Source organism: Pseudomonas mosselii (genome assembly GCF_003205295.1).
Lineage (GTDB): Bacteria > Pseudomonadota > Gammaproteobacteria > Pseudomonadales > Pseudomonadaceae > Aquipseudomonas > Aquipseudomonas mosselii_B.
This window is the reverse complement of the sequence record NZ_QJRP01000007.1, coordinates 119,807-145,971: the sequence shown is the minus strand read 5'-3', so window position 1 is coordinate 145,971 and position 26,165 is coordinate 119,807. Positions and strand designations below refer to the sequence as shown.

At 65.3% G+C, this 26,165-nt stretch carries 22 protein-coding genes; 7 read left to right on the top strand and 15 right to left on the bottom strand.

All coding sequences use genetic code 11. The features are described from left to right. Window positions 1-146 precede the first annotated feature (146 nt). From DMX06_RS09655 to DMX06_RS09635, 5 genes are all read right to left on the bottom strand, one after another. Window positions 147-1,979, bottom strand: a complete 1,833-nt coding sequence (locus tag DMX06_RS09655) for an ABC transporter ATP-binding protein (protein WP_110736508.1) — start codon at window positions 1,977-1,979, stop codon at window positions 147-149. Further along, window positions 1,972-2,604: a DsbA family protein gene (locus tag DMX06_RS09650; RefSeq protein WP_110736506.1), complete on the bottom strand. Its 633-nt coding sequence runs from the start codon at window positions 2,602-2,604 to the stop codon at window positions 1,972-1,974. Before DMX06_RS09650 ends, DMX06_RS09655 begins: the two co-directional genes overlap by 8 nt. A 3-nt stretch (window positions 2,605-2,607) precedes the next feature. Next, the gene (gene trhO / locus DMX06_RS09645) at window positions 2,608-3,540 is read right to left on the bottom strand and encodes an oxygen-dependent tRNA uridine(34) hydroxylase TrhO (protein WP_110736504.1); all 933 of its coding nucleotides are present in this window, start codon (window positions 3,538-3,540) and stop codon (window positions 2,608-2,610) included. A 204-nt stretch (window positions 3,541-3,744) separates the two neighbouring features. Beyond that, a complete protein-coding gene (locus tag DMX06_RS09640; RefSeq protein WP_110736502.1) occupies window positions 3,745-4,041 on the bottom strand; it encodes a BolA family protein in 297 nt (98 codons plus the stop codon). A 10-nt stretch (window positions 4,042-4,051) separates the two neighbouring features. Further along, window positions 4,052-4,576: a DUF2059 domain-containing protein gene (locus tag DMX06_RS09635; protein ID WP_050704598.1), complete on the bottom strand. Its 525-nt coding sequence runs from the start codon at window positions 4,574-4,576 to the stop codon at window positions 4,052-4,054. A gap of 153 nt (window positions 4,577-4,729) precedes the next feature. On the opposite strand from DMX06_RS09635, the gene DMX06_RS09630 reads away from it, so the two are divergent. Continuing rightward, window positions 4,730-6,124, top strand: coding sequence for a class II fumarate hydratase (locus DMX06_RS09630; RefSeq protein WP_110736500.1), 1,395 nt, complete (start codon window positions 4,730-4,732; stop codon window positions 6,122-6,124). A 139-nt stretch (window positions 6,125-6,263) separates the two neighbouring features. Here DMX06_RS09630 and DMX06_RS09625 read toward each other — a convergent pair whose 3' ends face one another. Both DMX06_RS09625 and pap read right to left on the bottom strand, forming a co-directional pair. Next, on the bottom strand, window positions 6,264-7,214 hold the full coding sequence (locus tag DMX06_RS09625; RefSeq protein ID WP_110736498.1) for a DMT family transporter: 951 nt from the start codon (window positions 7,212-7,214) through the stop codon (window positions 6,264-6,266). Window positions 7,215-7,459: 245 nt separating this feature from the next. After that, complete coding sequence (gene pap, locus DMX06_RS09620) at window positions 7,460-8,947, bottom strand: polyphosphate:AMP phosphotransferase (protein WP_110736496.1); 1,488 nt, start codon at window positions 8,945-8,947, stop codon at window positions 7,460-7,462. Window positions 8,948-9,082: 135 nt separating this feature from the next. On the opposite strand from pap, the gene mnmC reads away from it, so the two are divergent. From mnmC to DMX06_RS09595, 5 genes are all read left to right on the top strand, one after another. Continuing rightward, the gene (gene mnmC / locus DMX06_RS09615; protein ID WP_110736494.1) at window positions 9,083-11,053 is read left to right on the top strand and encodes a bifunctional tRNA (5-methylaminomethyl-2-thiouridine)(34)-methyltransferase MnmD/FAD-dependent 5-carboxymethylaminomethyl-2-thiouridine(34) oxidoreductase MnmC; all 1,971 of its coding nucleotides are present in this window, start codon (window positions 9,083-9,085) and stop codon (window positions 11,051-11,053) included. A gap of 166 nt (window positions 11,054-11,219) precedes the next feature. Beyond that, a complete protein-coding gene (locus DMX06_RS09610) occupies window positions 11,220-13,007 on the top strand; it encodes an N-acetylglutaminylglutamine amidotransferase (RefSeq protein ID WP_110736492.1) in 1,788 nt (595 codons plus the stop codon). Between the two features lie 3 nt (window positions 13,008-13,010). Beyond that, window positions 13,011-14,756 (top strand): N-acetylglutaminylglutamine synthetase, encoded by a 1,746-nt coding sequence (gene ngg / locus DMX06_RS09605; RefSeq protein WP_110736491.1) that lies wholly within the window; start codon window positions 13,011-13,013, stop codon window positions 14,754-14,756. A gap of 181 nt (window positions 14,757-14,937) precedes the next feature. Beyond that, entirely contained in the window at window positions 14,938-16,122 is a 1,185-nt protein-coding gene (locus tag DMX06_RS09600; protein ID WP_110736489.1) for an osmoprotectant NAGGN system M42 family peptidase, read from the top strand. Between the two features lie 77 nt (window positions 16,123-16,199). Further along, window positions 16,200-16,427, top strand: a complete 228-nt coding sequence (locus DMX06_RS09595; RefSeq protein ID WP_110736487.1) for a YheU family protein — start codon at window positions 16,200-16,202, stop codon at window positions 16,425-16,427. Between the two features lie 7 nt (window positions 16,428-16,434). On the opposite strand, the gene csrA is transcribed toward DMX06_RS09595, so the two are convergent. Both csrA and DMX06_RS09585 read right to left on the bottom strand, forming a co-directional pair. Then, on the bottom strand, window positions 16,435-16,620 hold the full coding sequence (gene csrA / locus DMX06_RS09590) for a carbon storage regulator CsrA (protein WP_110736485.1): 186 nt from the start codon (window positions 16,618-16,620) through the stop codon (window positions 16,435-16,437). A gap of 124 nt (window positions 16,621-16,744) precedes the next feature. Next, entirely contained in the window at window positions 16,745-17,560 is an 816-nt protein-coding gene (locus DMX06_RS09585) for an SDR family oxidoreductase (protein ID WP_110736484.1), read from the bottom strand. Window positions 17,561-17,763: 203 nt separating this feature from the next. On the opposite strand from DMX06_RS09585, the gene DMX06_RS09580 reads away from it, so the two are divergent. Then, entirely contained in the window at window positions 17,764-17,916 is a 153-nt protein-coding gene (locus tag DMX06_RS09580) for a DUF3309 family protein (RefSeq protein WP_110736482.1), read from the top strand. Between the two features lie 206 nt (window positions 17,917-18,122). Here the strand turns inward: DMX06_RS09580 and DMX06_RS09575 are convergent, their stop codons facing one another. The 6 genes from DMX06_RS09575 to DMX06_RS09550 form a co-directional block, all read right to left on the bottom strand. Continuing rightward, on the bottom strand, window positions 18,123-20,213 hold the full coding sequence (locus tag DMX06_RS09575; RefSeq protein ID WP_146232194.1) for a response regulator: 2,091 nt from the start codon (window positions 20,211-20,213) through the stop codon (window positions 18,123-18,125). 4 nt (window positions 20,214-20,217) lie between these two features. Continuing rightward, a complete protein-coding gene (locus DMX06_RS09570; protein WP_110736695.1) occupies window positions 20,218-20,844 on the bottom strand; it encodes a response regulator transcription factor in 627 nt (208 codons plus the stop codon). A gap of 14 nt (window positions 20,845-20,858) precedes the next feature. Beyond that, complete coding sequence (locus DMX06_RS09565; RefSeq protein WP_110736479.1) at window positions 20,859-21,593, bottom strand: molecular chaperone; 735 nt, start codon at window positions 21,591-21,593, stop codon at window positions 20,859-20,861. A 121-nt stretch (window positions 21,594-21,714) separates the two neighbouring features. Then, complete coding sequence (locus tag DMX06_RS26290) at window positions 21,715-22,920, bottom strand: hypothetical protein (protein ID WP_181427804.1); 1,206 nt, start codon at window positions 22,918-22,920, stop codon at window positions 21,715-21,717. 80 nt (window positions 22,921-23,000) lie between these two features. Next, entirely contained in the window at window positions 23,001-25,406 is a 2,406-nt protein-coding gene (locus DMX06_RS09555; protein ID WP_258378824.1) for a TcfC E-set like domain-containing protein, read from the bottom strand. Window positions 25,407-25,589: 183 nt separating this feature from the next. Continuing rightward, window positions 25,590-26,075, bottom strand: a complete 486-nt coding sequence (locus DMX06_RS09550; protein WP_110736476.1) for a CS1 type fimbrial major subunit — start codon at window positions 26,073-26,075, stop codon at window positions 25,590-25,592. Between the last annotated feature and the right edge of the window lie 90 nt (window positions 26,076-26,165).

Genomic DNA, 26,165 nt, shown 5'->3' with positions numbered 1-26,165 from the left:
TGATGACGGGGAAAGGGTCGCAGCGCCTGTAGGAGCGGCCTTGTGTCGCGAAAGGGCCGCAGAGCGGCCCCCGGCAATCCTGAGCCAGACTCGAGATCCAGAGCCCGTACGCGACACAAGGCCGCTCCTACACGGACGTAAGTGGCTCAGGTCTGCTGCAGGTGACCGTAAAGCTTGGCGTACAGGCCGCCCTCGGCGATCAATTGCTGGTGGCCGCCGTCCTCGGCGACATGACCGCCGTCGAACACCAGCACCCGATCGGCCTGCTTCACCGCCGACAGGCGGTGGGCGATGATCAGTGTGGTGCGGCCACTGAGGAAGCGCGCCAAGGCCTGGTGCAGGTTGTACTCGGTGGCGGCGTCCAGCGCCGAGGTGGCCTCGTCGAGGATGACCACCTTGGGCTCGGCCAGCACCATGCGGGCGATCGCCAGGCGCTGGCGCTGGCCGCCGGACAGGCGCACGCCGGAACGCCCGACGATGCTGTCCAGGCCCTGGGGCAGCGCGGCGATGGTGGCGTCCAGCTGGGCGATGCGCAACGCGTGCCAGCAGGCATCGTCGCTGCAATCGCGCCCCATGGTCAGGTTGGCGCGCACGCTGTCGTTGAACAGCGACGGGTGCTGCAGCACCACCGCGACGTTCTCGCGCAGGGTTTCCAGGCCGATCTCCTGCAGGCTCGCGCCGCCGAAGCGGATGGTCCCGGCCTGGGCGCTGTACAACCCCAGCAGCAACTGCACCAGGGTACTCTTGCCACCGCCGCTGGCGCCGACGATGGCAACCTTCTCGCCCGGGGCGATGGCCAGGTTCAGCTGATCCAGCACCGGCTCGTCGGCGTAGGCGAAGCACAGGTCGCGCACCTCGATACCGACCGTGTCGCGCCCGGCGAACGGGTCGCTGCCCGCGGGGTACTGCGCCTCGTCGGCCCGCGCCAGCAGCTCGTTCAAGCGGCTTAGCGCGCCGCCGGCGGCGTAGTAGGCATATTGCAGGTTCAGCAACTGCTCCACCGGGCCGATCATGAACCACAGGTAGCTGAATACCGCCAGCATCTGGCCGATCGACAGGTCGGAGAACAGTACGGTGAGCATCGCCGCGGCGCGGAAGATATCGATGCCGAACTGGAACAACAGGCCACTGGCCCGACCACTGGCATCGCTCTTCCACTGCGAGGCCACCGCGTAGTCGCGCACCTCGCGGGCACGCAGGCCAAGGCGACCGAGGAAATAGCCCTGGCGGTTGCCGGCACGGATTTCCTGGATCGCATCGAGGGTCTCGGTCAGCGCCTGGGTGAAGCGCGCGGTGCTGTCGTTCTCGAGTTTCTTCAGGTGCTTGACGCGCTTGCCCAACTGCACGGTGAAGAAGATCACCAGCGGGTTGAACAGCAGGATCAGCAGCGCCAGCTGCCAGTGCATCCAGATCAGGATGGCGGCGGTGCCGGTCAGCGTCAGCACCGCCACCAGGAAGCGGCTGAGGGTTTCGCCGACGAACTTGTCGAGGGTGTCCAGGTCGGTGACCAGGTGGGTGGTCACCGTACCGCTGCCCAGGCTTTCATATTCCTTGAGCGAAATGCGCTTGAGCCGCTCGATCAGGCGGATACGCAGGCGGTAGACGATGTCCTTGGCCAGGCCGGCGAACAGCTTGGCCTGGACCACGTTGAACGCCAGCGCCGCCAGGCGCAGGCCCAAGGTGGCGCAGAGCATCAGGCCGATATAGCCCGCGGCCACCTGCCAGCCAGCGGGCAGGAAGTTGTTCATCCACTTAAGCGCGGCGTCACCATGGCCCAGCAGCACTTCGTCCACCAGCAGCGGCAGCAGCAACGGGATCGGCACACTGCACAGGGCGGCGAGCACGGCTACCAGGTTGGCAGTCCACAAAGCCTTCTTGTGGTGCAGGGCCAGGCGGCGGATTTCCGCCCAGCTCAGGCGATCAGGCACAGCGGGGGACTTCCCTGGCACAGGGTCTGGCGACCCTGGCAGGTCAAGCACAGGCGGCCTGCTGCAGCCAGCGGCCGAGCAGCGGCTGCAGGCTGTCCAGCGACTGGTAGCCGTTGGTCAGCAGGGCCAGCTGACCATTGCGCTCGGCCAGCAGCGTGGGGAAACCGGCAATGCCCAGGTCCTGTACCCAGCCGAAGTCGGCGCTGGTGGCGGCGCGGGTATCGGCATTGGTGAAGCACTGCGAGAACGACTCGCGGTCGAAACCGGCCTGTTCGGCCAGCTCCACCAGCTGCGGGGCGCGGGTGACATCCAGCCCCTGCTCGTAGAACGAGCGCTGGATCAGCTTGAGCAGCGTCCAGGCCCGCTTGTCGTCCAGCTCACGCGCCGCGACCAATGCGCGGCACGCAGGCTCGGTGTCGTAGACAAAGCCGTCGGGCATCGCGCCGTCAAAACGAAACGGCTGCCCGGTGGCGTCATGCACCGCCTGCCAGTGCTCGAGGATGTACTTGCGGGTCGAGGCATCCAGGGCGCTGCCACCGCTGCGCAGACCGCCAGGCACCAGGCGGGTGACGACACCCGCCTCACGGGCCTGGGCAATCAGCGCCTCGGCCACCGGAGCGAAGCCCCAGCACCAGGAGCACATCGGATCCATCACATAGAGCAGGCGTGCGGACATGCATCAGGCCTCGGCTTTGTAGTTGTAGCCGATCGGGTGTGGCTGGTTGCGCGCCTTGGCCAGTTCAATCTGCTTCTGGCGGTCGATGGCGCTGCGCCGGGTCTTCTCGCTCAGGCTGTCCCAGCAATGCGGGCAGCTCACGCCTGGCGAATAGTGCTCCGACTCCCGGTCCTTCACGTCGATCGGGTGGCGGCAGGCGTGGCACTGGTCGTACTCGCCCTCGCTCAGGTCGTGACGCACGGTGACCCGGTTGTCGAAGACGAAACAGTCGCCGTCCCAGAGGCTTTCTTCCTGGGCTACTTCCTCGAAGTATTTCAGGATGCCGCCCTTAAGATGATAGACGGCTTCATAGCCCTCACCGAGCATGTAGCTGGAGGCCTTCTCGCAGCGGATGCCACCGGTGCAGAACATGGCGACCTTCTTGTGCTTGCTCGGGTCGAAGTTGGCCTTGATGTAGTCGGGAAACTCGCGGAAGGTCTCGGTCTTCGGGTCGATGGCGCCCTTGAAGGTGCCGATGGCCACTTCGTAGTCGTTGCGGGTGTCGATCAGCAGCACTTCCGGGTCGCTGATCAAGGCGTTCCAGTCTTTCGGATCGACGTAGGTACCGACCGCCTTGTTCGGGTCCACGCCCGGCACGCCGAGGGTGACGATCTCTTTCTTGAGCTTGACCTTGGTGCGGTAGAACGGCTGCTCGTCGCAGTACGATTCTTTATGGTCGACATCCACCAGGCGTGGGTCGCTACGCAGCCAGGCCAGCAGCGCGTCGATGCCTTCACGGGTGGCCGAGACCGTGCCGTTGATGCCTTCGTTAGCCAGCAGCAGGGTGCCTTTGACGCCGTTGTCGGCCATGGCCTTGAGCAGCGGCTCGCGCAGTTCGACGTAGTCTTCCAGGGTGACGAACTTGTACAGCGCCGCCACGACGATCGGTTGGGTCATGAATCTGAAACTCCTGGTGGTTGCCCTCGTAAGGGGCGGACCGGGTTTGACATAAAAAGCATGGGGGCGCTTTGCGCCCCTTTCGCGGCACAAGGCCGCTCCTACAGGGAACTGCATACTCCTGTAGGAGCGGCCTTGTGCCGCGAAAGGGCTGCAAAGCAGCCCCCGGATTTTGCGAGATTGTACCAGAACGACGGAAAGGATTCAGTGCCCGCCGCCGGCGCATACCGGCGAGGCTGGCGCCGCGCCGACTGCCGCCCATTCCTCGGGCGTGTAGGTGTGGATCGCCAGGGCGTGGATCTCGCCCATCAGCTCACCCATGGTGGCGTAGACCTTCTGGTGGCGCTTGACGCTGTTCAGCCCGGCGAACTGCTCGCTGACCAGCACCGCCTTGTAGTGCGTTTCCTGGCCACGGCTGTGCATGTGGCTTTCGTTGTACACTTCGAGGTGGTCGGTGCCCAGCGGCGCCAGCTGCTGTTCGATGCGTTGCTGCATGTTCATCGCGTCAGGCTCACTTCTTCGCCGGAGCGGCTGCCTTGCCGGCGCTCGGGTCGAGTTCCTTGGTCATGTCGTCGAGCAGCTTGTTGACCACCGGCACCGCCGGTTCCAGGCTCTGCTGGGTCAGCTGGGCCGACTGCTGGGTGACCTTGGGCATCTCGCGCAGGACTTTCTTGCCCAGCGGCGACTCGTAGAACTTGACCAGGTCGTTCAGCTCGGCCTCTGTGAAGGTCGCGGTGTACAGGTCGACCATCTTCGGCTTGAGCTTCTTCCAGCCGATGGCGTTGTCCAGGGCGGCGTTGGCCTTGGCCTGGTAGCTGTCGAGCACGGTTTTCTTGGCAGCCGGCGCCTTGGTCTGTTCGAAACGCTGGGCGAACATCTGCTGGACCTGCATGTACACCGGGGTGCCCAGCTTGTCGGCATTGGCCAGGGTCAGGAATTTCTCGGCGGCGGCATTGTGGCTCGCGGTGGCGGCGAGTACCTGGCCGCTGGCGCAGGCCAGGGCAACGGCGGCAAAGAGGACACGAAGACGGGTCATTGCATTTCCTTCAAGAAAGGGAGGCGAGTACCTCAGGGTAGAGCATTCTGCGCCGTGATGGCGAAGTGCTCAAGTGGCACGACGAGCGACTGAACCGCTGTGTCGAATCAGGGCCTAAACTGCGATTTCTGACTACAAAGGAGTGAGCGCAGCATGAGCCGTATCGAGACAGACAGCCTGGGCCCGGTCGAAGTTCCAGAGGACGCCTACTGGGGTGCGCAGACCCAGCGTTCGCTGATCAACTTCGCCATTGGCAAGGAGCGCATGCCGCTCGCGGTGCTGCACGCCCTGGCACTGGTCAAGAAAGCCGCTGCCCGGGTCAATGATCGCAACGGCGATTTGCCCGCCGACATCGCCCGGCTGATCGAGCAGGCTGCCGACGAAGTGCTCGCCGGCGACCACGACGAGCAGTTCCCGCTGGTGGTGTGGCAGACCGGCAGCGGCACCCAGAGCAACATGAACGTCAACGAGGTGATCGCCGGGCGCGCCAACGAACTGGCCGGCAAGGGCCGCGGCGGCAAGCTGCCGGTGCACCCCAACGATCACGTCAACCGCTCGCAGAGTTCCAACGACTGCTTCCCCACCGCCATGCACATCGCCGCCGTCCAGGCCGTGCATGAACGACTGCTGCCGGCGATCACCGAGCTGTCGGGGGGGCTGGCCGAACTGTCGGCGCGCCACACGCACTTGGTCAAGACCGGACGCACACACATGATGGACGCCACGCCGATCACTTTCGGCCAGGAGGTCTCGGCCTTCGTCGCCCAGCTCGACTATGCCCAGCGCGCCATCCGCGCAACGCTGCCGGCGGTCTGCGAGCTGGCCCAGGGCGGCACCGCCGTGGGCACCGGCCTCAACGCCCCGCACGGTTTCGCCGAAGCCATCGCCGCGGAGCTGGCGGCGCTGTCCGGCCTGCCGTTCGTCACCGCGCCGAACAAGTTCGCCGCCCTCGCCGGCCACGAACCGCTGACCAGCCTGGCCGGCGCGCTGAAGACCCTGGCCGTGGCCCTGATGAAGATCGCCAACGACCTGCGCCTGCTGGGCTCCGGCCCGCGCGCGGGGCTTGCCGAGGTGCGCCTGCCGGCCAACGAGCCGGGCAGCTCGATCATGCCCGGCAAGGTCAACCCGACCCAGTGCGAGGCGCTGTCGATGCTGGCCTGCCAGGTACTGGGCAACGACACGGCGATCGGCTTTGCCGCCAGCCAAGGCCACCTGCAGTTGAACGTGTTCAAGCCGGTGATCATCCACAACCTGCTGCAGTCGATCGAGCTGCTGGCCGATGGCTGTCGCAACTTCCAGCAGCACTGCGTGGCCGGTATCGAACCGGACGCCGGGCAGATGGCCGCGCACCTGGAGCGTGGGCTGATGCTGGTGACGGCGCTGAACCCGCATATCGGCTACGACAAGGCGGCGGAAATCGCCAAGAAGGCCTACGCCGAGGGCAAGACCCTGCGTGAAGCGGCGCTGGAGCTGAAGTACCTGACCAACGAACAGTTCGACCAGTGGGTAAGGCCGGAGAACATGCTGGCGCCCGGCGGGAAAGGTTAGGCCTCGCTCTTGTAGGAGCGGCCTTGTGCCGCGAAAGGGCTGCGCAGCAGCCCCGGCGATCTCTGTATAAATGCCGAATCCTGGGGCTGCTGCGCAGCCCTATCGCGACACAAGGCCGCTCCCACAGGTACCGCGCGGGCTATTGAGCCTGGCTTTTCGCTCTCCACCCAGCGATCAGCGATGGCCCCAAGGCCACCAACGCCGACCCCAGCACCACCGTCACCGCCCCGACATACCCCAGGCCGTTGATCTGCTCGGCATGCACATAGTCCGGCCACAGCCAGGCCGCCAGCGCCACCGCAACAAAGGTCACCAGCGGCGTCAACGCCAGGGTCGCGCTGACCCGCGAGGCCTCCCAATGCGCCAGCGCCTCGGCGAAGGCGCCATAGGCCACCAGTGTGTTCAGGCAGCAGGCCAGCAGCAACCAGCCCTGCAACGGGCTGAGCTGCAACGCCTCCAGCGGATGCACCCAGGGCGTGAGCAGCAGCGCACAGCACAGGTAGATCACCATCATCACCTGCTGCGAGTTCCACACCGTCAACAGTTGCTTCTGGCTCAGGGCGTAGAACACCCAGATGCTGGTCGCCAGGATGATGGTCAGCACGCCGGTGGTGTAGGTGCCAAGTGATGTGAGTAGCTCTTCCAGGCGCTGGTTGAAGAACAGCCCGAATCCCGCCAGCAGCACCAGCAGGCCCAGACCCTGCCCCAGGCTGAAACGCTCCTTGAACACGAACACGCTGGCCACCAGCAGCAGCACCGGCCCCAGCTGCACCACCAGCTGCGCGGTGCCGGGGCTGAGCAGGTTCAGGCCGACCAGGTACAGCACATAGTTGCCGACCAGGCCGGCCACCGCGACGGCCACCAGGCCCTTGCCCTTCATTCCGAGGCGGCTGAACGACGGCAGCCGCCGATTGGCCGCCAGCCAGGCGAACAACAGGCCACCGGACACGCTCAGGCGGTACCAGGTGACGGTCACCGGGTCCATCACCTGCAGCACCTGCTTGAGCTTGATCGGCAGGATGCCCCAGAGAAAGGCAGTCAACAGCGCCAGCAGAAGGCCCTGGACCCAGCGTCCGGAAGAAATGTGCATGGTGTCCTCGAGTCGGGCCTTGGTGGGGGAAGGTGCAGTCTACGGGCTTGGCGGGGGACGTGTGGCGGGAAAAGATTTCATCAGGTCATTCCCTGGATGCATGTCTGATTACCCCTGCCGGGCTGACACCGTCACTGTAGGAGCGGCCTTGTGCCGCGAATGGGGCGCGTAGCGGCCCCGGCAATCCATGGGTAAACGCCGATCCTGGGGCCGCCTTGCGGCCCTTTCGCGGCACAAGGCCGCTCCTACCTCTTGGCGAACGCCGCCTCCAACGCCTGGTTGATGGTGCGCAACACCTTCACCCGCGCCCAGCGCTTGTCGTTGGCCTCCACCAGGGTCCACGGCGCGATCTCGGTGCTGGTGCGGTCGACCATGTCGCCCACCGCCTCGGAATAGACATCCCACTTGTCGCGGTTGCGCCAGTCCTCCTCGGTGATCTTGTAGCGCTTGAACGGGATCTGTTCGCGCTCCTCAAAACGCTCCAGCTGGGTCTGCTGATCGATAGCCAGCCAGAACTTGACCACCACCACCCCGGCGTTGCTCAGTTGCTCCTCGAAGTCGTTGATCTCGCCATAGGCACGCATCCAGTCCGCCGGGCTGCAGAAGCCCTCGACCCGCTCCACCAGCACCCGGCCGTACCAGGAGCGATCGAAGATGGTGAACTTGCCCCGCGCCGGAATGTGTCGCCAGAACCGCCACAGGTAAGGCTGGGCACGCTCTTCCTCGGTGGGTGCGGCAATCGGCACGATCCGGTACTGGCGCGGATCCAGCGCCGCCGCCACGCGGCGGATCGCCCCGCCCTTGCCGGCCGCGTCGTTGCCTTCGAACACCGCCACCAGGGCGTGGCGGCGCATGCGCTTGTCGCGCAGCAGGCCGGCCAGGCGCGCCTGTTCGGTAACCAGTTGCTCCTGATAGTCGTGCTTGTCCAGGCGCAGGGTCATGTCCAGGGCACCGAGCAGGCTCTTCTGGTCGATGCTGCGCCCCAGCGGCGTGACGTTGCCCTGATGCTTGCCCTTGGGATTGTTGGCCAGGGCGGCCTGCAGGCCCTCCAGCAGGATCCGCCCGACCGCCAGACTGCGGTAGTGCGGGTCGACGCCCTCGATCACATGCCAGGGCGCGTAGTCGCGGCTGGTGCGGCGCAGCACACGCTCGCCGAAACGCACGAAACGATCGTAGGTTTCCGACTGCTGCCAGTCCAGCGGGCTGATGCGCCAGTTGTGCAGCGGATCTTGCTTGAGCGCCTTGAGCCGCGCCTTCATCTGCTTCTTGGACAGGTGGAACCAGAACTTGATGATCAGCGCGCCTTCGTCACAGAGCATCTGCTCCAGGCGTTCGGCGCCGGCGATGGCCTGGTCGAGCACGGCGTCCTTGAACTGGCCGTGCACACGGCCTTCGAGCATCTGGCTGTACCAGTTGCCGAAGAACACGCCCATGCGCCCCTTCGGTGGCAGCGCCCGCCAGTAACGCCAGGCCGGTGGTCGGGCCAGTTCCTCGTCGGTCTGCTGGTCGAAGGTGCGCACTTCGATCAGCCGCGGGTCCATCCACTCGTTGAGCAGCTTGACCGTCTCGCCCTTGCCGGCGCCCTCGATGCCGTTGATCAGCACGATCACCGGGAAACGCGCCTGCTGCTTGAGTTCGTACTGGGCTTCGAGCAGCGCTTCGCGCAGGGCGGGGACTTCTGCTTCGTAGGTGTCCTTGTCGATGCTGTGACCGATTTCGGCGGATTCGAACATGGAGGGCTCCTTCAATGGATAAGCAAGATTAGCGGATTTGCGCCATCCGTATCGATACTGTCGCGCCCCGCGATAAGGCCGACACTTGCCGCGCGGATCGCTTAAAATCCGCCATCCGCTGCAACCGAGCCGACCATGTCCGACACCACCCTCCCCCTGCACGCCCAGATCGACTGGGACGACCAGGGCCGCCCCCACTCCCGGCAATACGACGATGTCTATTTCGCCGTCAACGAAGGCATCGACGAGACACTGCATGTGTTCATCGAGCAGAACCACCTGCGCCAGCGCTTCGCCGAACTGGCGCCGCAGGACTGCCTGGTGATCGGGGAAACGGGCTTTGGCACCGGCATGAACTTCTTCTGCGCCTGGCAGCTGTTCGACGAGCTGGCCCACGCCGAAGCGCGCCTGCACTTCGTCAGCGTGGAAAAGTACCCCCTGAGCCGCGACGACCTGGAGCGCGCCATGCAACTATGGCCGACGCTGGCAGCCTTCACCCGGCCCTTGCTCGATCAGTACGTGGCGATCCATCCGGGTTTCCAGCAACTGAGCCTCGATGGCGGCCGTGTCACCCTCACGCTGATGATCGGCGATGCGCTGGCGCAACTGCCGCAACTGGACGCGCGCATCGACGCCTGGTTCCTCGACGGCTTCGCCCCGGCGAAGAACCCCGACATGTGGACGCCGGAACTGTTCGCCCAGCTGGCGCGCCTGTCGTACCCCGGCACCACCCTCGGCACCTTCACCACCACCGGCTGGGTGCGCCGCTCGCTGATCGAGGCCGGGTTCACCATGAAGAAGGTGCCCGGTATCGGCAAGAAGTGGGAGGTGATGCATGGCGTCTACAGCGGCGCGCCAGCCGCCCCCGCGGCGCCCTGGTACGCCCGCCCGGCGCCTTTGCCGGGGCCACGCGAGGCGCTGGTGATCGGTGCCGGCCTGGCAGGCAGCGCCACGGCGCGCAGCCTGGCGACCCGGGGTTGGCAGGTCAGCGTGCTGGAGCGCCACGACGGGCCGGCCCAGGAGGCCTCGGGCAACCCGCAGGGTGTGCTGTACCTCAAGCTGTCCGCTCATGGTACCGCCCTGTCGCAGATGATTCTTTCCGGCTTCGGCTACACCCGTCGCTGGCTCGAACACCTGCAACGCGGCCAGGACTGGGACGCCTGCGGCGTGCTGCAACTGGCCTTCGACGACAAGGAAGGCGAACGCCAGGCCAAGCTGGCAACCGCCTTCGACAACAGCCTGCTGCGCCAGCTCGACCGCGAACAAGCCGAAGTCGCGGCGGGCGTGGCGCTGGCCAGCGGCGGCCTGTTCTACCCCGAGGGGGGCTGGGTGCACCCACCAGCGCTGTGCCAGGCGCAGCTGGAGCATCCGCGCATCCGCCTGCTCGGCCATGCCAACGTCATCGAGCTGCGCAAGGCCGACGGCCTGTGGCAGGCCTGGGACGGCGAGCGGCTACTGGCCAGCGCGCCGCTGGTGGTGTTGGCCGGGGCGGCCGATGTCCGCCACTTCCCGGCCTGCGCCGGGCTGCCGCTCAAGCGCATTCGCGGGCAGATCACCCGCCTGCCGGCGACCGCCAGCAGCCGCGTGCTGCGCACCGTGGTCTGTGCCGACGGCTATGTGGCGCCACCGCGCGGGGACGAACACACCCTGGGCGCCAGCTTCGACTTCCGCAGCGAGGACCTGGCGCCGACCGTGGCCGAGCACCAGGGCAACCTGGCGCTGCTGGATGATATTTCCACGGACCTGGCCGCCCGCCTGCGCACCGCCGAGCTGGACCCTACGCAACTGCAGGGCCGGGCCGCGTTCCGCTGCACCAGCCCGGACTACCTGCCCAACGTCGGGCCGCTGGCGGACACCGAGGCGTTCAATGATGCCTATGCCGCGCTGGCCAGGGACGCGCGGCAGGTGCCGGATATCGCCTGCCCGTGGCTTGAGGGCCTGTATGTGAACAGCGGGCATGGCTCGCGTGGGTTGATCACTGCACCGCTGTCAGGGGAGCTGATTGCGGCGTGGGTCAGTGGTGAACCATTGCCGGTGCCCCGAGCCGTGGCCGAGGCCTGCCACCCGAACAGGTTCGCGTTGCGCCGGTTGATTCGCGGTAAGTAGCGGGATTACTGGGGGCGCTGTGCCGCGAAAGGACCGCACAGCGGTCCCAGTCCCCCCGGTAACCGCATATAACAGATTGATCTAAAACTCTCACAACCCACCCTGGTCCCTACCTAAGTGCCCGCATTTTGGGCACCCTCCCCAACGGCAAAACCGGTAAGGACTTATGTGCGGATTAGCAGGAGAGTTACGTTTCACCCCCATCGACCAAGCCCCACGCCCGGCGGACCTCGCCGCGGTGGAGCGCATCACCCACCACCTGGCGCCCCGCGGCCCCGACGCCTGGGGCTTCCATAGCCAGGGCCCGATCGCCCTCGGCCACCGACGCCTGAAGATCATGGACCTGTCCGACGGCTCGGCCCAGCCCATGGTCGACAGCACCCTGGGCCTGGCCCTGGCCTTCAACGGCGCCATCTACAACTTCCCCGAACTGCGCGAGGAACTGCAGGCCCTGGGCTACAGCTTCTGGTCCGACGGCGATACCGAAGTGCTGCTCAAGGGCTACCACGCCTGGGGCGCGGCGCTGCTACCCAAGCTCAACGGCATGTTCGCCCTGGCCATCTGGGAGCGCGACAACCAGCGCCTGTTCCTGGCCCGCGACCGCCTGGGGGTCAAGCCCCTGTACCTGTCGCGCAACGGTGAGCGCCTGCGCTTCGCATCGACCTTGCCGGCGCTGCTCAAGGGCGGCGATATCGACCCGCTGATCGACCCGGTGGCACTGAACCACTACCTGAACTTCCACGCCGTGGTACCGGCGCCACGCACCCTGCTGGCCAATGTGCAGAAGCTCGAGCCCGGCACCTGGATGCGCATCGACCACCATGGCGAAGTCGAACGCCAGACCTGGTGGCATCTGCACTACGGCCCGAACCCGGACGAGCGCGAGCTCGACCTGGAGGGCTGGACCAGCCGCGTGCTCGACGCCACCCGCGACGCCGTGGCAATCCGCCAGCGCGCCGCGGTGGACGTCGGCGTGCTGCTGTCCGGCGGCGTCGACTCCAGCCTGTTGGTTGGCCTGCTGCGCGAGGCCGGCGTGGACGACCTGTCGACCTTCTCCATCGGCTTCGAGGACGCCGGCGGCGAGCGCGGCGACGAGTTCCAGTATTCCGACCTGATCGCCAGGCACTACGGCACCCGCCACCACAAGCTGCGCATTGCCGAGCACGAGATCATCGAGCAACTGCCGGCAGCCTTCCGCGCCATGAGCGAACCGATGGTCAGCCATGACTGCATTGCCTTCTACCTGCTATCACGCGAAGTGGCCAGGCACTGCAAGGGCGTGCAGAGCGGCCAGGGCGCCGACGAGCTGTTCGCCGGCTACCACTGGTACCCGCAGGTGGACGGTGCCGAGGATGCGTTCGGCGCCTATCGCGAGGCGTTCTTCGACCGCAGCCACGCCGAATACCGCGATACCGTGCAGGCGCCATGGCGCCTGGACAACGACGCGGCCGGCGACTTCGTCCGCGAGCACTTCGCCCGCCCCGGCGCGCCGGACGCGGTGGACAAGGCCCTGCGCCTGGACAGCACGGTGATGCTGGTGGACGACCCGGTCAAGCGGGTAGACAACATGACCATGGCCTGGGGCCTGGAAGCGCGCACACCGTTCCTCGACTACCGCCTGGTGGAGCTGTCGGCGCGCATCCCGGCACGCTTCAAGCTGCCCGACGGCGGCAAGCAGGTGCTCAAGCAAGCGGCACGCCGAGTGATCCCCCACGAGGTGATCGACCGCAAGAAGGGCTACTTCCCGGTGCCCGGCCTCAAGCACCTGCAAGGCGCCACCCTGGACTGGGTGCGCGAGCTGTTGACCGACCCCAGCCAGGACCGCGGGCTGTTCGACCCGGCCATGCTCGACCGCCTGCTGAGCAACCCCCACGGCCAACTCACCCCGCTGCGCGGCTCCAAGCTGTGGCAACTGGCGGCCTTGAACCTGTGGCTCAGCGAACAAGGAATCTGACCGATGAAAGCCCACGAGATCGCCTACGGCCAGCGCCTGTTGCGCGGCCAGGCGCCGTCCTATGAGCGTCTGCAGGCACGCCTGGCCGGCGACGGCAGCGAGCCCCACGACCAGCCGCGAGCCGTGCATTGCGGCTGGGGGCGGCTGCTGATCGGGCATACCTACCCCGACCCGCTCAGCCTGGCCCAAGCGCTGCTGCAAGAACAGGCCGGCGAGCGCGACATCGCCCTGTACGTCGCCGCACCACAGCAGGTGCTGGCCCAGGCGCCGCAACAGCTGTTCCTTGACCCGTCGGATACCCTGCGCCTGTGGTTCACCGACTACCGGCCAGCTCAGCGCGTGTTTCGCGGCTTTCGCATTCGGCGGGCGCAAGGTCCGGCGGACTGGCAGGCGATCAATGCCCTGTACCAGGCTCGCGGCATGCTGCCGATCGATCCCGAGCTGCTCACCCCACGCCACCTCGGCGGGCCGGTATACTGGCTGGCCGAGGACGAAGACAGCCACGCGGTGATCGGCAGCGTAATGGGCCTGGACCACAGCAAGGCCTTCGACGACCCCGAGCACGGCTGCAGCCTGTGGTGCCTGGCGGTGGACACGCACTGTACCCGCCCGGGCGTCGGCGAAGTGCTGGTGCGCCACCTGATCGAACACTTCATGAGCCGTGGCCTGGCCTGCCTCGACCTGTCGGTGCTGCACGACAACCGCCAGGCCAAGCGGCTGTACAAGAAGCTTGGGTTCCGCACCCTGCCGACCTTCGCCATCAAGCGCAAGAACGGCATCAACCAGCCGTTGTTTCTCGGCCCTGGCCCCGAGGCAGGGCTCAACCCCTATGCGCGGATCATCGTCGACGAGGCATTGCGCCGAGGCATCGAGGTGCAGGTGGATGACGCCGATGCCGGGCTGTTCACCCTGAGCCTGGGCGGACGGCGCATCCGCTGTCGCGAATCGTTGAGCGACCTGACCAGCGCCGTGACCATGACCCTATGCCAGGACAAGCGCCTGACTCGTCAGGCCTTGCATAACGCAGGCCTGCAGGTACCGGCGCAGCAACTGGCGGGCAGCGTCGATGACAACCAGGCGTTCCTCGACGAACACGCAACGGTGGTGGTCAAGCCGGTGGATGGCGAGCAGGGCCAGGGGGTGGCAGTCAATATCACTACTCTCGAGGCACTCGCTCATGCCGTGGAGCAGGCCCGCGCCTTCGACAGCCGTGTGCTGCTGGAGAGTTTCCATGCCGGCGCCGACCTGCGCATCGTGGTGATCGGCTACGAGGTGGTGGCAGCAGCAATCCGCCATCCGGCCCAGGTGATCGGCGACGGCAAGCACAGCCTGAGCGCGCTGATCGAAGCCCAGAGTCGGCGTCGTCAGGTGGCCACCGGTGGCGAGAGCCGCATTCCACTGGACGAAGAGACCGAGCGCACGCTCAAGGACGCGGGGCTGGATTACGACGACATCTTGCCCGCCGGGCAACGCCTGGCCGTGCGCCGCACCGCCAACCTGCACACCGGCGGCACCCTGGAGGATGTCACCGCGCGCCTGCACCCGGTACTGGCCGATGCCGCCGTACGCGCCGCCCGCGCCCTGGAGATCCCGGTGGTGGGCCTGGACTTCATGGTCCGTGATGCCGAACACCCGGACTACGTGATCATCGAGGCCAACGAGCGCGCGGGGCTGGCCAATCATGAACCGCAGCCCACGGCAGAGCGTTTTGTCGACTTGCTGTTTCCCCACAGCCGCCCCTTGGCCTGACGACCCCTCGGATCTTTGTGGGAGCGGCCTTGTGTCGCGAAAGGCCCGCAAAGCGGGCCCGGCAATAGATGCAGCGAAGCTGAGATCCCGGGGGCGCTTCGCACCCCTTTCGCGACACAAGGCCGCTCCCACAAGACCTTGCCCGCAGTTTGGAAATTTCACCCCGACCGGAGACCTGGACATGTCCGAACGACTCCCCGAACCCGATCTCGACTACCTCAAACGTGTGCTGCTGGAGATGCTCGCCATCCCCAGCCCCACCGGCTTCACCGACACCATCGTGCGCTATGTCGCCGAGCGCCTGGACGAACTGGGCATCCCCTTTGAGCTGACCCGTCGCGGCACCATCCGCGCCACGCTGAAAGGCCGCCAGAACTCGCCCGACCGCGCCGTCTCGGCGCACCTGGACACCATCGGCGCCAGCGTGCGCCAGTTGCAGGACAACGGTCGCCTGGCCCTGGCGCCGGTGGGTTGCTGGTCGAGCCGCTTCGCCGAGGGCAGCCGGGTCAGTGTGTTCACCGATACCGGCGTCTACCGCGGCAGCGTGCTGCCGCTGATGGCCAGCGGACACGCCTTCAACACCGCCATCGACCAGATGCCGATCAGCTGGGAACATGTGGAAGTGCGCCTGGACGCCTACTGCGCCACTCGCGCCGACTGTGAGGCGCTGGGGATCGCCATCGGTGACTGCGTTGCCTTCGACCCGCTGCCGGAGTTCACCGAAAGCGGCCATATCAGCGCCCGCCACCTGGACGACAAGGCCGGCGTTGCGGCCTTGCTGGCGGCGCTCAAGGCCGTAGTGGAAAGCGGCCGTCAGCCGCTGATCGACTGCCACCCGCTGTTCACCATCACCGAGGAGACCGGCTCGGGCGCCGCGGCTGCCCTGCCCTGGGATGTCAGCGAGTTCGTCGGCATCGACATTGCCCCGGTGGCACCGGGGCAGGCCTCCAGCGAGCATGCGGTGAGCGTGGCCATGCAGGATTCGTCCGGTCCCTACGACTATCACTTGTCGCGCCACCTGCTGAAGCTGGCCGGCGATGCTGATTTGCCGGTACGCCGCGACCTGTTCCGCTACTACTTCAGCGACGCCCACTCGGCGGTGACCGCCGGGCACGATATCCGCACTGCCCTGGTGGCCTTCGGCTGCGATGCCACCCATGGCTATGAGCGCACCCATATCGACAGCCTGGCGGCGCTAAGCCGGCTGCTCGGCGCCTACCTGCTCAGCCCGCCGGTATTCGCCAGCGACTCGCAGCCGGCCAATGCCTCACTGGAGCGCTTCAGCCACCAACTGGAACACGACGCGCAGATGGAAAGCGACACCCGGGTGCCGGCGGTGGACAGCCTGGTGGGCAACAAAGGGTGATCGACCCGGGGAATGGGGCGCACTGCGCCTGCAAATTCACGTAGCATGCCCCCATTCCCACAATCACCGCCCAGACCATGCTGATCCCCTACGACCAACTCGAAGCCGAAACCCTGACCCGCCTGATCGAGGACTTCGTCACCCGCGACGGCACCGACAACGGCGACGACACGCCGCTGGAAACCCGCGTGTTGCGGGTACGCCAGGCCTTGGCCAAAGGTCAGGCCTTCATCCTGTTCGATATGGACAGCCAGCAGTGCCAGTTGCTGGCCAGGCACGAAGTACCGCGGGAGCTGTTCGAGTAGCGGGCCCTCAGGCCTGCTGCTTCTCGAGCTCAAGTGCCTTGATGCGCTTGTACACCTCGACCCGGTGCACCTCCACGTCCCGCGGCGCGCGAATACCGAAGCGGACCTGGCCGTTCTCCACGGACATCACCTGGATCCTGATGTTTTCGGAAATGACGATGGCCTCTCCCACTTCTCGTCCAATTACCAGCATGTTCCGATCCTCCAGCTCAAGGGAAAATCGGAGACTGCCCCGCCAGCTTTGGCCTACTCAATCCTTCTAAGAATAAATAGACGCGACCTACTGGCAAGGGTAAAAAAACCTACAGAAAAATCCCTCAATGTGCGGTTTTGCGTGCCTTGGCCCGCATTTTCACCGCCATGTCCGCCATCTCGTCGTACAGCCGCTGAGGCGCCTGACACTTGAGCTGCCAGGCCTGGCGCCCGGCTTCATGGGGCAGGATCAGGAACTCGCCAGCGGCGACCCGCTGGTGAATATGCTCGGCGATATCGGCGGCATTGATCGGCGAGCCTTCCAGCAGTTTGCCCACCTGTGCCTTCATCGCCGGATCCGGCCCGCGGAACGAGTCGAGCAGGTTGGTCTGGAAGAATGACGGGCACACAACGTGCACCGCCACCTCGACCTGGCGTAGCTCCACCAGCAGGCTCTCGGACAATGCCAGCACTCCGGCCTTGGCCACGTTGTAGTTGCTCATGCCCGGCCCCTGCATCAACGCGGCCATGGAAGCGATGTTGATGATTCGCCCACGGCTGCGCTCGAGCAGCGGCAGAAAGGCCTTGCAGCCCTTGACCACGCCCATCAGGTTGACGGCGATCTGCCAGTCCCAGTCCTCCAGCGACAAGTCGGCGAAGAAGCCGCCCGAAGCGACACCGGCGTTGTTGACGATCACGTCCACACCGCCGAACCTTTCCTCGCAGGCCTGCGCCAACGCCGTCAGCTGACTGTAGTCGCGGACATCGCAACGTTGGGTGAATCCGTCGCCGCCGACCTCGCGCACCTGCTCCAGGGTCTCGCGCAACCCGGACTCGTTGACGTCGGACAGCGCCAGGCGCCAGCCATCCTGGGCCCAGCGCAGGGCAATCTCGCGCCCCAGTCCGGAGCCAGCTCCGGTGATCATCATTCGGTTATGCATGTTGCTACGCCTTGACCAGTGGGAATGGGCAGGAGTCTAGCCAGAACACTGGCCTGAGCGGTGCGGCATCAGGATGCTGAATAAGGGGTTATCGGAGCCTGCGCACGGCAAGCCGATTGAATCTTTGCACGAAGACCACAGTCGGAGAAGTAGGCGGCCAGCATTCAGAGCCCCTCGCCCTTCAATCACGCAAGGACTCCGCCATGACCACGATCCTCATCATCATCCTTATCCTGCTGCTGATCGGTGGCCTGCCGGTCTTCCCACATTCGCGCAGCTGGGGCTACGGCCCATCCGGCATCGTCGGTGTGGTGCTGGTGGTTCTGTTGATTCTACTGCTGCTCGGGCGGATCTAAGATCAGGCTGGCGCGCTCTGCTAGTGGCGCAAGGCCGCAGCAGCACCGCGCCTGCCAGCGGGCTGGAGAAGTAGCCGCCCTGGGCCAGGCGCACGCTCGATTGCAGACGGGTGATCTGCAACTCGCACCGCAGCGAGCTGCCGACCTGGTCGCTACTGAACTGCGGTTCGAAACGCAGCGATTGACGTCGCGCCGGCAAGTCCTGTTCAGACAGAATTTCCCAGTAGGCGATGGGCTTGGTAACGCCGCAAGCGAACCTCCAGCCACAGCACTTCGCGGATCAGTATCCGTAGGCGTGCGCCCACTTCTCGCCTGTCCGTGGAGGCCTGTGCGCAGCAGTGTTCCAGGCGCTCGCAGGCTTCGACCAAGTCCCAAGCCTTGATGATCCGTACCCCACCCTTGATCCGGTGCGCGAGGTTGGCCAACGAGCCAGCGTCATGACGCCTGGCGTATTCACCCAAGCGCCGCAGGTCATCGCGATTGGCTTGCAGCAAGTCCTGCAGCAAACCGGCCAGGGCCTGCACATTGCCTGCGGTAAGCCGCTCCAGCTCGGCCAGATCGAAAGCGCCGCCATGGCGCGTATCCGGACCGTGCTCGTGCCACAGCAATGTTTCACGCAGCTGCGCCAGGCTCATGGGCTTGAGCAGGCATTGGTCCATGCCTGCCGCCAGACAGCGCTCCAGATCGAATGCCGCAGAGCGCCCGGTCACACCGATCAGCAGGCAGGGGCGCAGCTGCCGGCGCGACTCGTAGAGACGAATCGCCCTGGCCAGTGCATGACCGTCCATCACCGGCATGCCGCAATCGCTGATCACCACATCGAACGCGCTGCCTATCCGAGCACGTATCGCTTGACCGCCATCCTCCACCGCATCAACCACATGCCCCAGGCGCCGAAGCTGCAGGCACAGCAAAAGGCGATTGGCCGGATGGTCATCCACCACCAGCACGCGTAGCCTAGGGGTCGTGACCCGTTCGGGAGAGTGCGCCACAGCGGACTGCACTACCGACAGGCACAGGCGGATATTGATACGCCGCCGACCGGCACGCAGTTGCCCGCCCATCGAGCGACACAGGGCACGGCCGATGGACAAGGCCAAGTCATCCTCGCCCATGCCCGCGGCAGGCGACTCGATGCGCAGCCTCACTCGCATCGCGGCCCCGGTCGCGACCACATTCAACGTCAACCGCACACGTCCCTGATGGGTGCATCTGAAGACATGCGCCAGCACGCAGGACAGCAGTTGCTGCACACGCATCGGATCGAGCTGCGCAATCGCTCGTGAAGGCCCTTGGTAATCCAGCGAAAGCTGCCGGCCCTTGCTGCGCCAGCGTTGCTCACAGGCCTCGACCACCGTGCAGAAGTGCTCATGCAGCGCGATCGGCTGCAAGGACAGTGAACGCTCGCCGGTTTGCAGCAGCAGGGCATCGTGAACGCAGGCCAGCTGAGTCGAAAGCTCGCGCGCCGCGCGCAACGCCTGATCGACCGACTGCTGTTCGAAAGTGCCTGGGGCCAGCCGTGGCATGGCTCGCTCGAGCATGCCCAGCACGCTATCCAGCGAACCGCGCGCCTCTTGGCAAAGATTGTCGAGCAGGCGCTCGCCAGCCTGCGCGCCGCGCAGGCCACGCCGATACGGCTCGGTAACATCGATCCAGCCCGCGGCGATCCACCTACTGCAAGGCGCCAGCCGCATCCAATGCGACAACCTGCAGGCACGACCATCGGCGAGTACAGTATCGTACTCCTGCGCCCAGCCCTGCCCAGTGACCAGCAACTGCTCCCGCGCCTGACGCCAGGCCGCGGCCGCGACCAAGCCCAAGGGACGACCCGAGACCGGCCCCCGGCTGATGGCCTCGGTTTGCAGAAAACTGCGGTTGCAGTCGATCAAACGGCCCTGGCGGTCACACAAATACACCGGATGGGGCAAGCCATCGACCAACGCCCGCAACGCTTCGAGCTGCTCGACCAACGCTTGCTCCCTGGCACTGGCCCGGGATTGCTGACGATGCCAACCTGCCGCGCCCAACAGCGCCAAGGCCAACGCGCCACCCGACACCAGCAACCAGTACTTCGAACCCCAGGGCGTGGCCAGCAGCGGCGGGCCAAGCCAAGAATCGGTCTCGGTGCTGCGGGCCGTGCTACCTGATCGAAGGAACCCAGGCGGCACGGCGGTGGGCTTTCCCACGGCTTCAGGCCCTCCCCTGTCGAATTCCACCAGGCACTGCTCCACGGCCATCACCGCAGGCGGCAACAGCAGGCAACAGAACACGGCCCACAACAGAACAATGCCGCGCAAGGTGCTATATCAGCCCATTGCGGCGCGCCATGTCCGCCATGTCGATCACCGAACTGACCTTGAGTTTCTCGATCAACCGGACCTTGTAGGTGCTGATGGTCTTGTTGCTCAGCAGCATGGCCTCGCCGATCGCCTTGTTGCTCAAACCCCGAGCCAACTGTTGCAGTATGACCAGTTCGCGATCACTGAGGCTGGCGAGGCATTGCGCCTCACTGCCCTCCAGCTCCCGTCGATTCACCGAACTGAGGGCCACATCGGGGAAGTAGGTATAGCCGGACAGCACGGCCAGTACCGCCTTGCTCAGGGCTTGCAGATCGTCGGTCTTGGAGACAAAGCCCGCCGCGCCCGCCTTCATGCAACGCAGCGAAAAGCTCTCCGCCAGTTGCGAGGTGAGCACGACGATCTTGGCCGGACGCTCCATGGACTTGATCCGGCTGATCACCTCCAGCCCATCGAGCCCGGGAATCAGCAGATCGAGAATCACCACATCAGGGCTGCGCTCACGCACCAGCCGGATAGCCTCGATGCCATTGTCGGCCTGGCCGATCACCTCGACACGATCCATGCGCAATTGCATGCTGACACTGGCACGAATGAAGGGGTGGTCGTCGACGACCAGCGCCTTGTGCATGGGAGCGGCCATGATCAACCACCTATCGTCAGCTCGCGCCGACTGTCGCCTTCAAGCAGGTCGAACTGGTAGGACCAGCCCTCCTGCCGGGGGAAACGCCTGGCGTGGCCGGGCAACAGGTGATGCTTGGTCATGGTTTCGCACTGCCGGCCATCCTTGCTGCAGTGACGGAAGCGATCGAGAATGACTGTCGTATTGCCGCCATTACTGACCTTGAGCTCGCCGGGCTGCTCGTCGATCGCGGTGCCGTAGCGCGGCTTGAGTGGACGGATGAACAGCAGCGAGCCGTAGCCGGCCAGCAGGTTGACGCCTGCCGTGAGCCCTTCGCGGTACTCCTCGGCTTCGGCAGCGCTGACGCCGAACCCATCCTGGGTTTCCGGCAGCACCGGCACGAAACGCACCCGGAAGTAGCGCTCGTGCTCGCGCTCCCCGCGATACAGCAAGCGCACCGCCTGCATGCCCTTGGCCGGCACGATCAGACGTGCCGGGCTGGCCACCACGCCACGCTCGGCCAGCACCAGGCTGTCTTGGTCGACTTCCCGCGGCGCGCCGTCACCGTCATAGACAAGCTCGGCCAGGCTGATCTTGACGAAGGCCGTCGTGTCGCCGCCGTTGCGCACCCGTTTGAGCAAGGTGCTCTTGCCGCCCTCCAGGTAGTCGTACAGGGCACCCACGTTGATTTCGGGAGCCGCCAGCAACGGCAGGGGTGTCAACAGCAGCGTCAGGGTGATTAGCCATCGGACGTTCATTTCAAGCCTCCTGCGAGAAGTGAGGGTTGCCGTCAAAATGATATTGTCCGCCAACGCCACCCGAGGAAGCAGCTGAATAGCTTGTGGGATTTTTCCGAAACACCATTTTTTTATTCCCTTGTCACATATCTGCATCGAACACCACCGTCACATCGCCCCGGTAGGTACTGCCAGGGTGCTCGAGCATTTCCTTGGCATGCTCACGCTGCACTTCGAAATGCAGCTGTCCGCTGTGGTTGAAGACCGTGTTCATCGCCTCGAACTGCAATGCCGCCTCCTTCCCGCTAGGCAGTTCCAACTGGTTCACTTCTTTGTTTCCTTGTGCGCGAATTCCACCCGGCAGGCTGACGCCGACCTTCACCGGCACTTCATGATTGGCGGCATTGCGAATGCCACAACGGTTGCCTACGGGGTACTGGCACAGCTTGTAGGCCGTGAATGGCCCGCTGGACCAGATGCGGAACAACAGATCGCGATACAAGCGCTGCGGCGGTTGCCCGCGGGACAGCCAGCCCATCCAGCCTCCTGGTGGCTCGAGCACGGCACGCTCGGAACCCGGTGGGAAGTCGATGACGAAGGCATGCTGGACATCCAGCTCGAAGTTCAGGGTCAAGCTGCTGGTGTTGAGCGAGGTCACGCCATTGCCGAAGTCGAAGTCCATGCCGGCCCCCACCGAGTAGGTTTCGCTGCCGGTGTAGATACCCGGCTTCATGGCCAATGGCGAAGGCATGCTCAGTCGATAGGACACGGCCGTATTTTCCACATAGGTATTGAACACATCCCCAGGCATGGCTTCCTCGCCACGGGAATAACACGGCTGAGGCTGCTGTGGGTTCGTCACATTCCACAGGTACATGGTCCACTGATCCAGGACCGAATAAGTGATCGCGTACGTACACCCTCCCCTGGGGTAACGCGTGAACACAGGGTTGCTGAAGCTTCGCTCATGCACGCGCTGGCTTATACCGGTAAACTCGAAGATCATCGGATAACTTTCACCCGAGGTCGGTCCACTCACGTAAATCGTGCGACGCCCCGGCAGTTTGACGAAGTGCTCGTCACGCGGGTCGCTGGCATAGGCCTCGGAGCGCTTCATGTAATGCAACACAAGCCCCACCGTCTGCACCCCGCCAGCGCAATGACTCGGCCAACGCCCGCAGAATCCAGCCTGAGACGTGGTGTTCTCGAAACGGCCATTGGCCTCGCCGCGATACTGCGCGGTGAACTTGACGTCGGCCGCCTGAACGCTCGATAGCGCCACCAGCCCCAGCAATGCTCCTGCGAACAAGCATGGTCGCTTTGCGATTCGCGCACCTACAGCCAACATGGGTGTATCCCTCTCCTGTTCAACTGACAGGCGCCGCGGCGCCGACACTGGTAGTGGTTGTGTCACGGGCAGATGCGACATCAGCTTTCCCTCCCCTGACTCGTACCATCCGCCCCTGCCAGCCCCTGAGGCAGACAACGCATGTCACCGGCCAGCAGCACATCAGCCTCTCTGGGCAGCCGCGCAGGGTCGAGCGTCAACAGACAGGCGACCGCTCCGGCACTGCGGATTTCCAGCGTCGGCGTCGACTCGCTCATCTCCACCGCGAAATGCCCATCGGCTTCGCTGACCCCACGGCTGGCGTGATTGATCACCATCGCCCCGCGCATCGGCTGCCCCTGGGCATCGAGCAGACGCCCCAGCACCGTAACCGTGCGCAGCACATGCAGCTGCCGGTACTCGACGCCACCGCGATTGAGGTGATAGTCGACGCTCGACGGCTGGATCACCGCGGCGGCGCTGCCACCATCCTCGAAGTCGAACTGCACATGACCGGACTTGAACGCGCTGACCGGCACGATGTTGCGCCCGGGACGCAGCAGCGCGCTGCCGCCATGATGGTCGTCGGCGCGCAGACGCAGCCCGTCGAGATCGGTGTCGACATCGATGATCAGGCCCGCCTGGTGCGGCAGGTACTGACCGCTCATGGCCATTTTCCCCCCGCCTATGGCCACCATGCTTTCCAGGTTCAGGCCACCACTGACCTCACCGTTGTAGGAAGACTGCTGGACATAACCATCGCCATGCAGCCAGCGATTCTCGAAGTTGCCATGCCCGGTGAAGCCCGCTCCATAGCGGTCCACGGTGGCGGTGCCGGTGAGAGTGCGCACGGCGCCCAGGTCGACGTCCTGCTGGTAGGAAACCGAGGCGTTGCGGTCACGTCCGCCGTCGCGCGAGGTTCGGCTGCCGAGGCTGGCCGAAAGGCGCTTGCCAGGCGCGCCCAGGCTCATGCTCAAGCTCAGGTTGACGCCGCGGCTGCGCGCATCGTCGGTGGCGCGGGTGCCCGGGCGGTCGAACAGCGACAGGCGCCAGGTGGCGTCGGAGCCGCCCAGCTTGCCGAAGTAGGACCATCCCAGGTCGTAGGCCATGCCACTGGCCTCGCCGCTACTGCGAGTGACCCGCACCGTCGCCGTGTTGCGCTGGTCGAGGCGATGATTGAGCGACAGGGAGGTCTGGCTGTTTTGCTGGCGTACCGGGCCATCATCGAATCCACGAGCGGACTCGATCCAGGAGCGGTTGTGGCTGAAGACCAGCGAGCCGAGGTCATAGCTGTACACGCCCTGCACGTCATAGCCAGTACCGTAGCCCTGGGTCTGGAACAGATTCAGGTAAAGGTTGGCGCGCTCGCGCACGGTCCAGTCCAGCGAGGTGCTGTACTGCATGCGCTCGTCAATGCGCTGGCTCGACAGGCCAAGCACGGCGCGTGGGTGCAGCAGGTAGTTGGCCATGACCCCGGCGCTGAGGCTGTCCTCATGCTCTTCCTGCCAGTTGTTCAGCAGGCTGTCCTGACGGCCCACATAAAGGTTGTAGCGCCAGCGTGAATCGTAAGAGCCCCAGTTGCTGGGCTTGTAGATGAATTCCTGGGTGCGCGAAGTGACCTGGCCGTCTTCCACCAGGCGCACTTCGACTTCATAGATACCGCCTGGCAGCACCCGGGTATCGAGGGTCTGCAGGCCGGGTTGCACGGGCTGGCTGTTGATCAGCACACCGTTGCGATAGATCTCCACCACGCCGGGGCGATCGGGGGTCACATAGATCGGGGTGGCGCTGGGCGCCGCGCTGTCTATCGCCAGGCTGTCACTGCTGCCGAGCATCAAGCCCAGGGTCGTGTCCGGGCTGCTGCCGAACAGCCGCGGCTGGCGCACCAGCCCTTGCGCGCCCGGCGTGAAATAGCCCAGGCGAAAAAAGAGGTCCTCGTGCAAGCGCTCGCCATAGAGCTGGTCAAGGCGATAACGGGTACCCTGCTGGCTGTCGCTGCCACGATCCATCTGGGCATCGGCAAAGCCGGTCCAGCTGCCCAGGCTGGTCTGTCCCTGCAGGGCATAGCGACCGCTGGTCTGGCGCCCGTCACCCACCAGGTTGAGCTGGTTGCGCAGCAACAGCCCATGGCTGCCCTGCTCGGGCAGGCGGTGGTAGCGATGTTCGCCCTCGCTGGCCTCGGCCTGACTGGTCAGCAGCGAAAGCTGCGAGTTGACCAGGCTGTAATGCACAGCGAGCAAACCATCGGGACACTGGCTGCGGCAGTCACCCAATGCCCGACCATCGGCCAGACGCTCCTGCCAGCGCCGACGTACGCTCTCCGGCTCCTGGCTTTCGAGGGTTTCGGTGAATTCGAGCAGCTGCACACGCTGGTCACGCGACAGCACCACCATCGCATCGCCCAGGTAGCGGCCATCAAGGTCGACACGCACAGCCAAGGGCACGTCGAAGAAATGCGCTTCGAATTCCCGTGGCAACCCCTGAGCGTGCCCCAGTCCCGGCAGCATGCCCCGGTCGGTATCCGCCCAGGCCGGCAAAGGCACGAACAAGACGCCCACACCGAGCAGGCCGCGTAGCGTAGCGATGAAAGTATGCTTGATCATTTTCTTACGCAGGTAGGTTTCCTTCACCCCAGGGCTAACCCCGGGGTGAAGGACAGGCGACAACGGATGACTAGGAGGGAGCGAGCCTTACGGCGTTGGCGCGGCGGTCTCGAACATCATGCTGACCAGGCCCTGGTAGTTACCCGGCACATAACCGGACGAAGGGGCGGCCTGAGCGGCGATCTCGAAGCCGACAACGGCACCCGGCGCGGCCTGGGCCTGGGAGATCACCTCGGCCGAGGTGGTGGTCAGCACCGTATCGGCCACCTTGACATCGAGGCCGATACTGTTGGTGCCGCTGGTGATGGCGGCAGGCGACAGCAGGTACGCCGAGATCGGGCCGACGGTGGACTTGACCTGCAGCTGGCGGGCGACCGCCTGCAATTCGCCGCGGAACGAGTTCCAGCTCAGCTCCTGCGGATCATTCATCCAGTTGCCGCCCACCGGTTCCACGTAGAAGGCATCGGTCGGCACCGTGGCGGTCACCTGAACCTGCTTTTCGATGGGATCAGCGGCATGGGCCACGGCGGCGGTCATCAATGCCAGGGGAAGGGCCATGAAAAGACGTTTCACAAGTAAATCTCCTTGAAGGTTTCGTGCCTTACGGCGTTAGTGCAGTTGGCAAGGAGAATTATTAGTGAGCATGGCCGTTGGGCTGAGTAA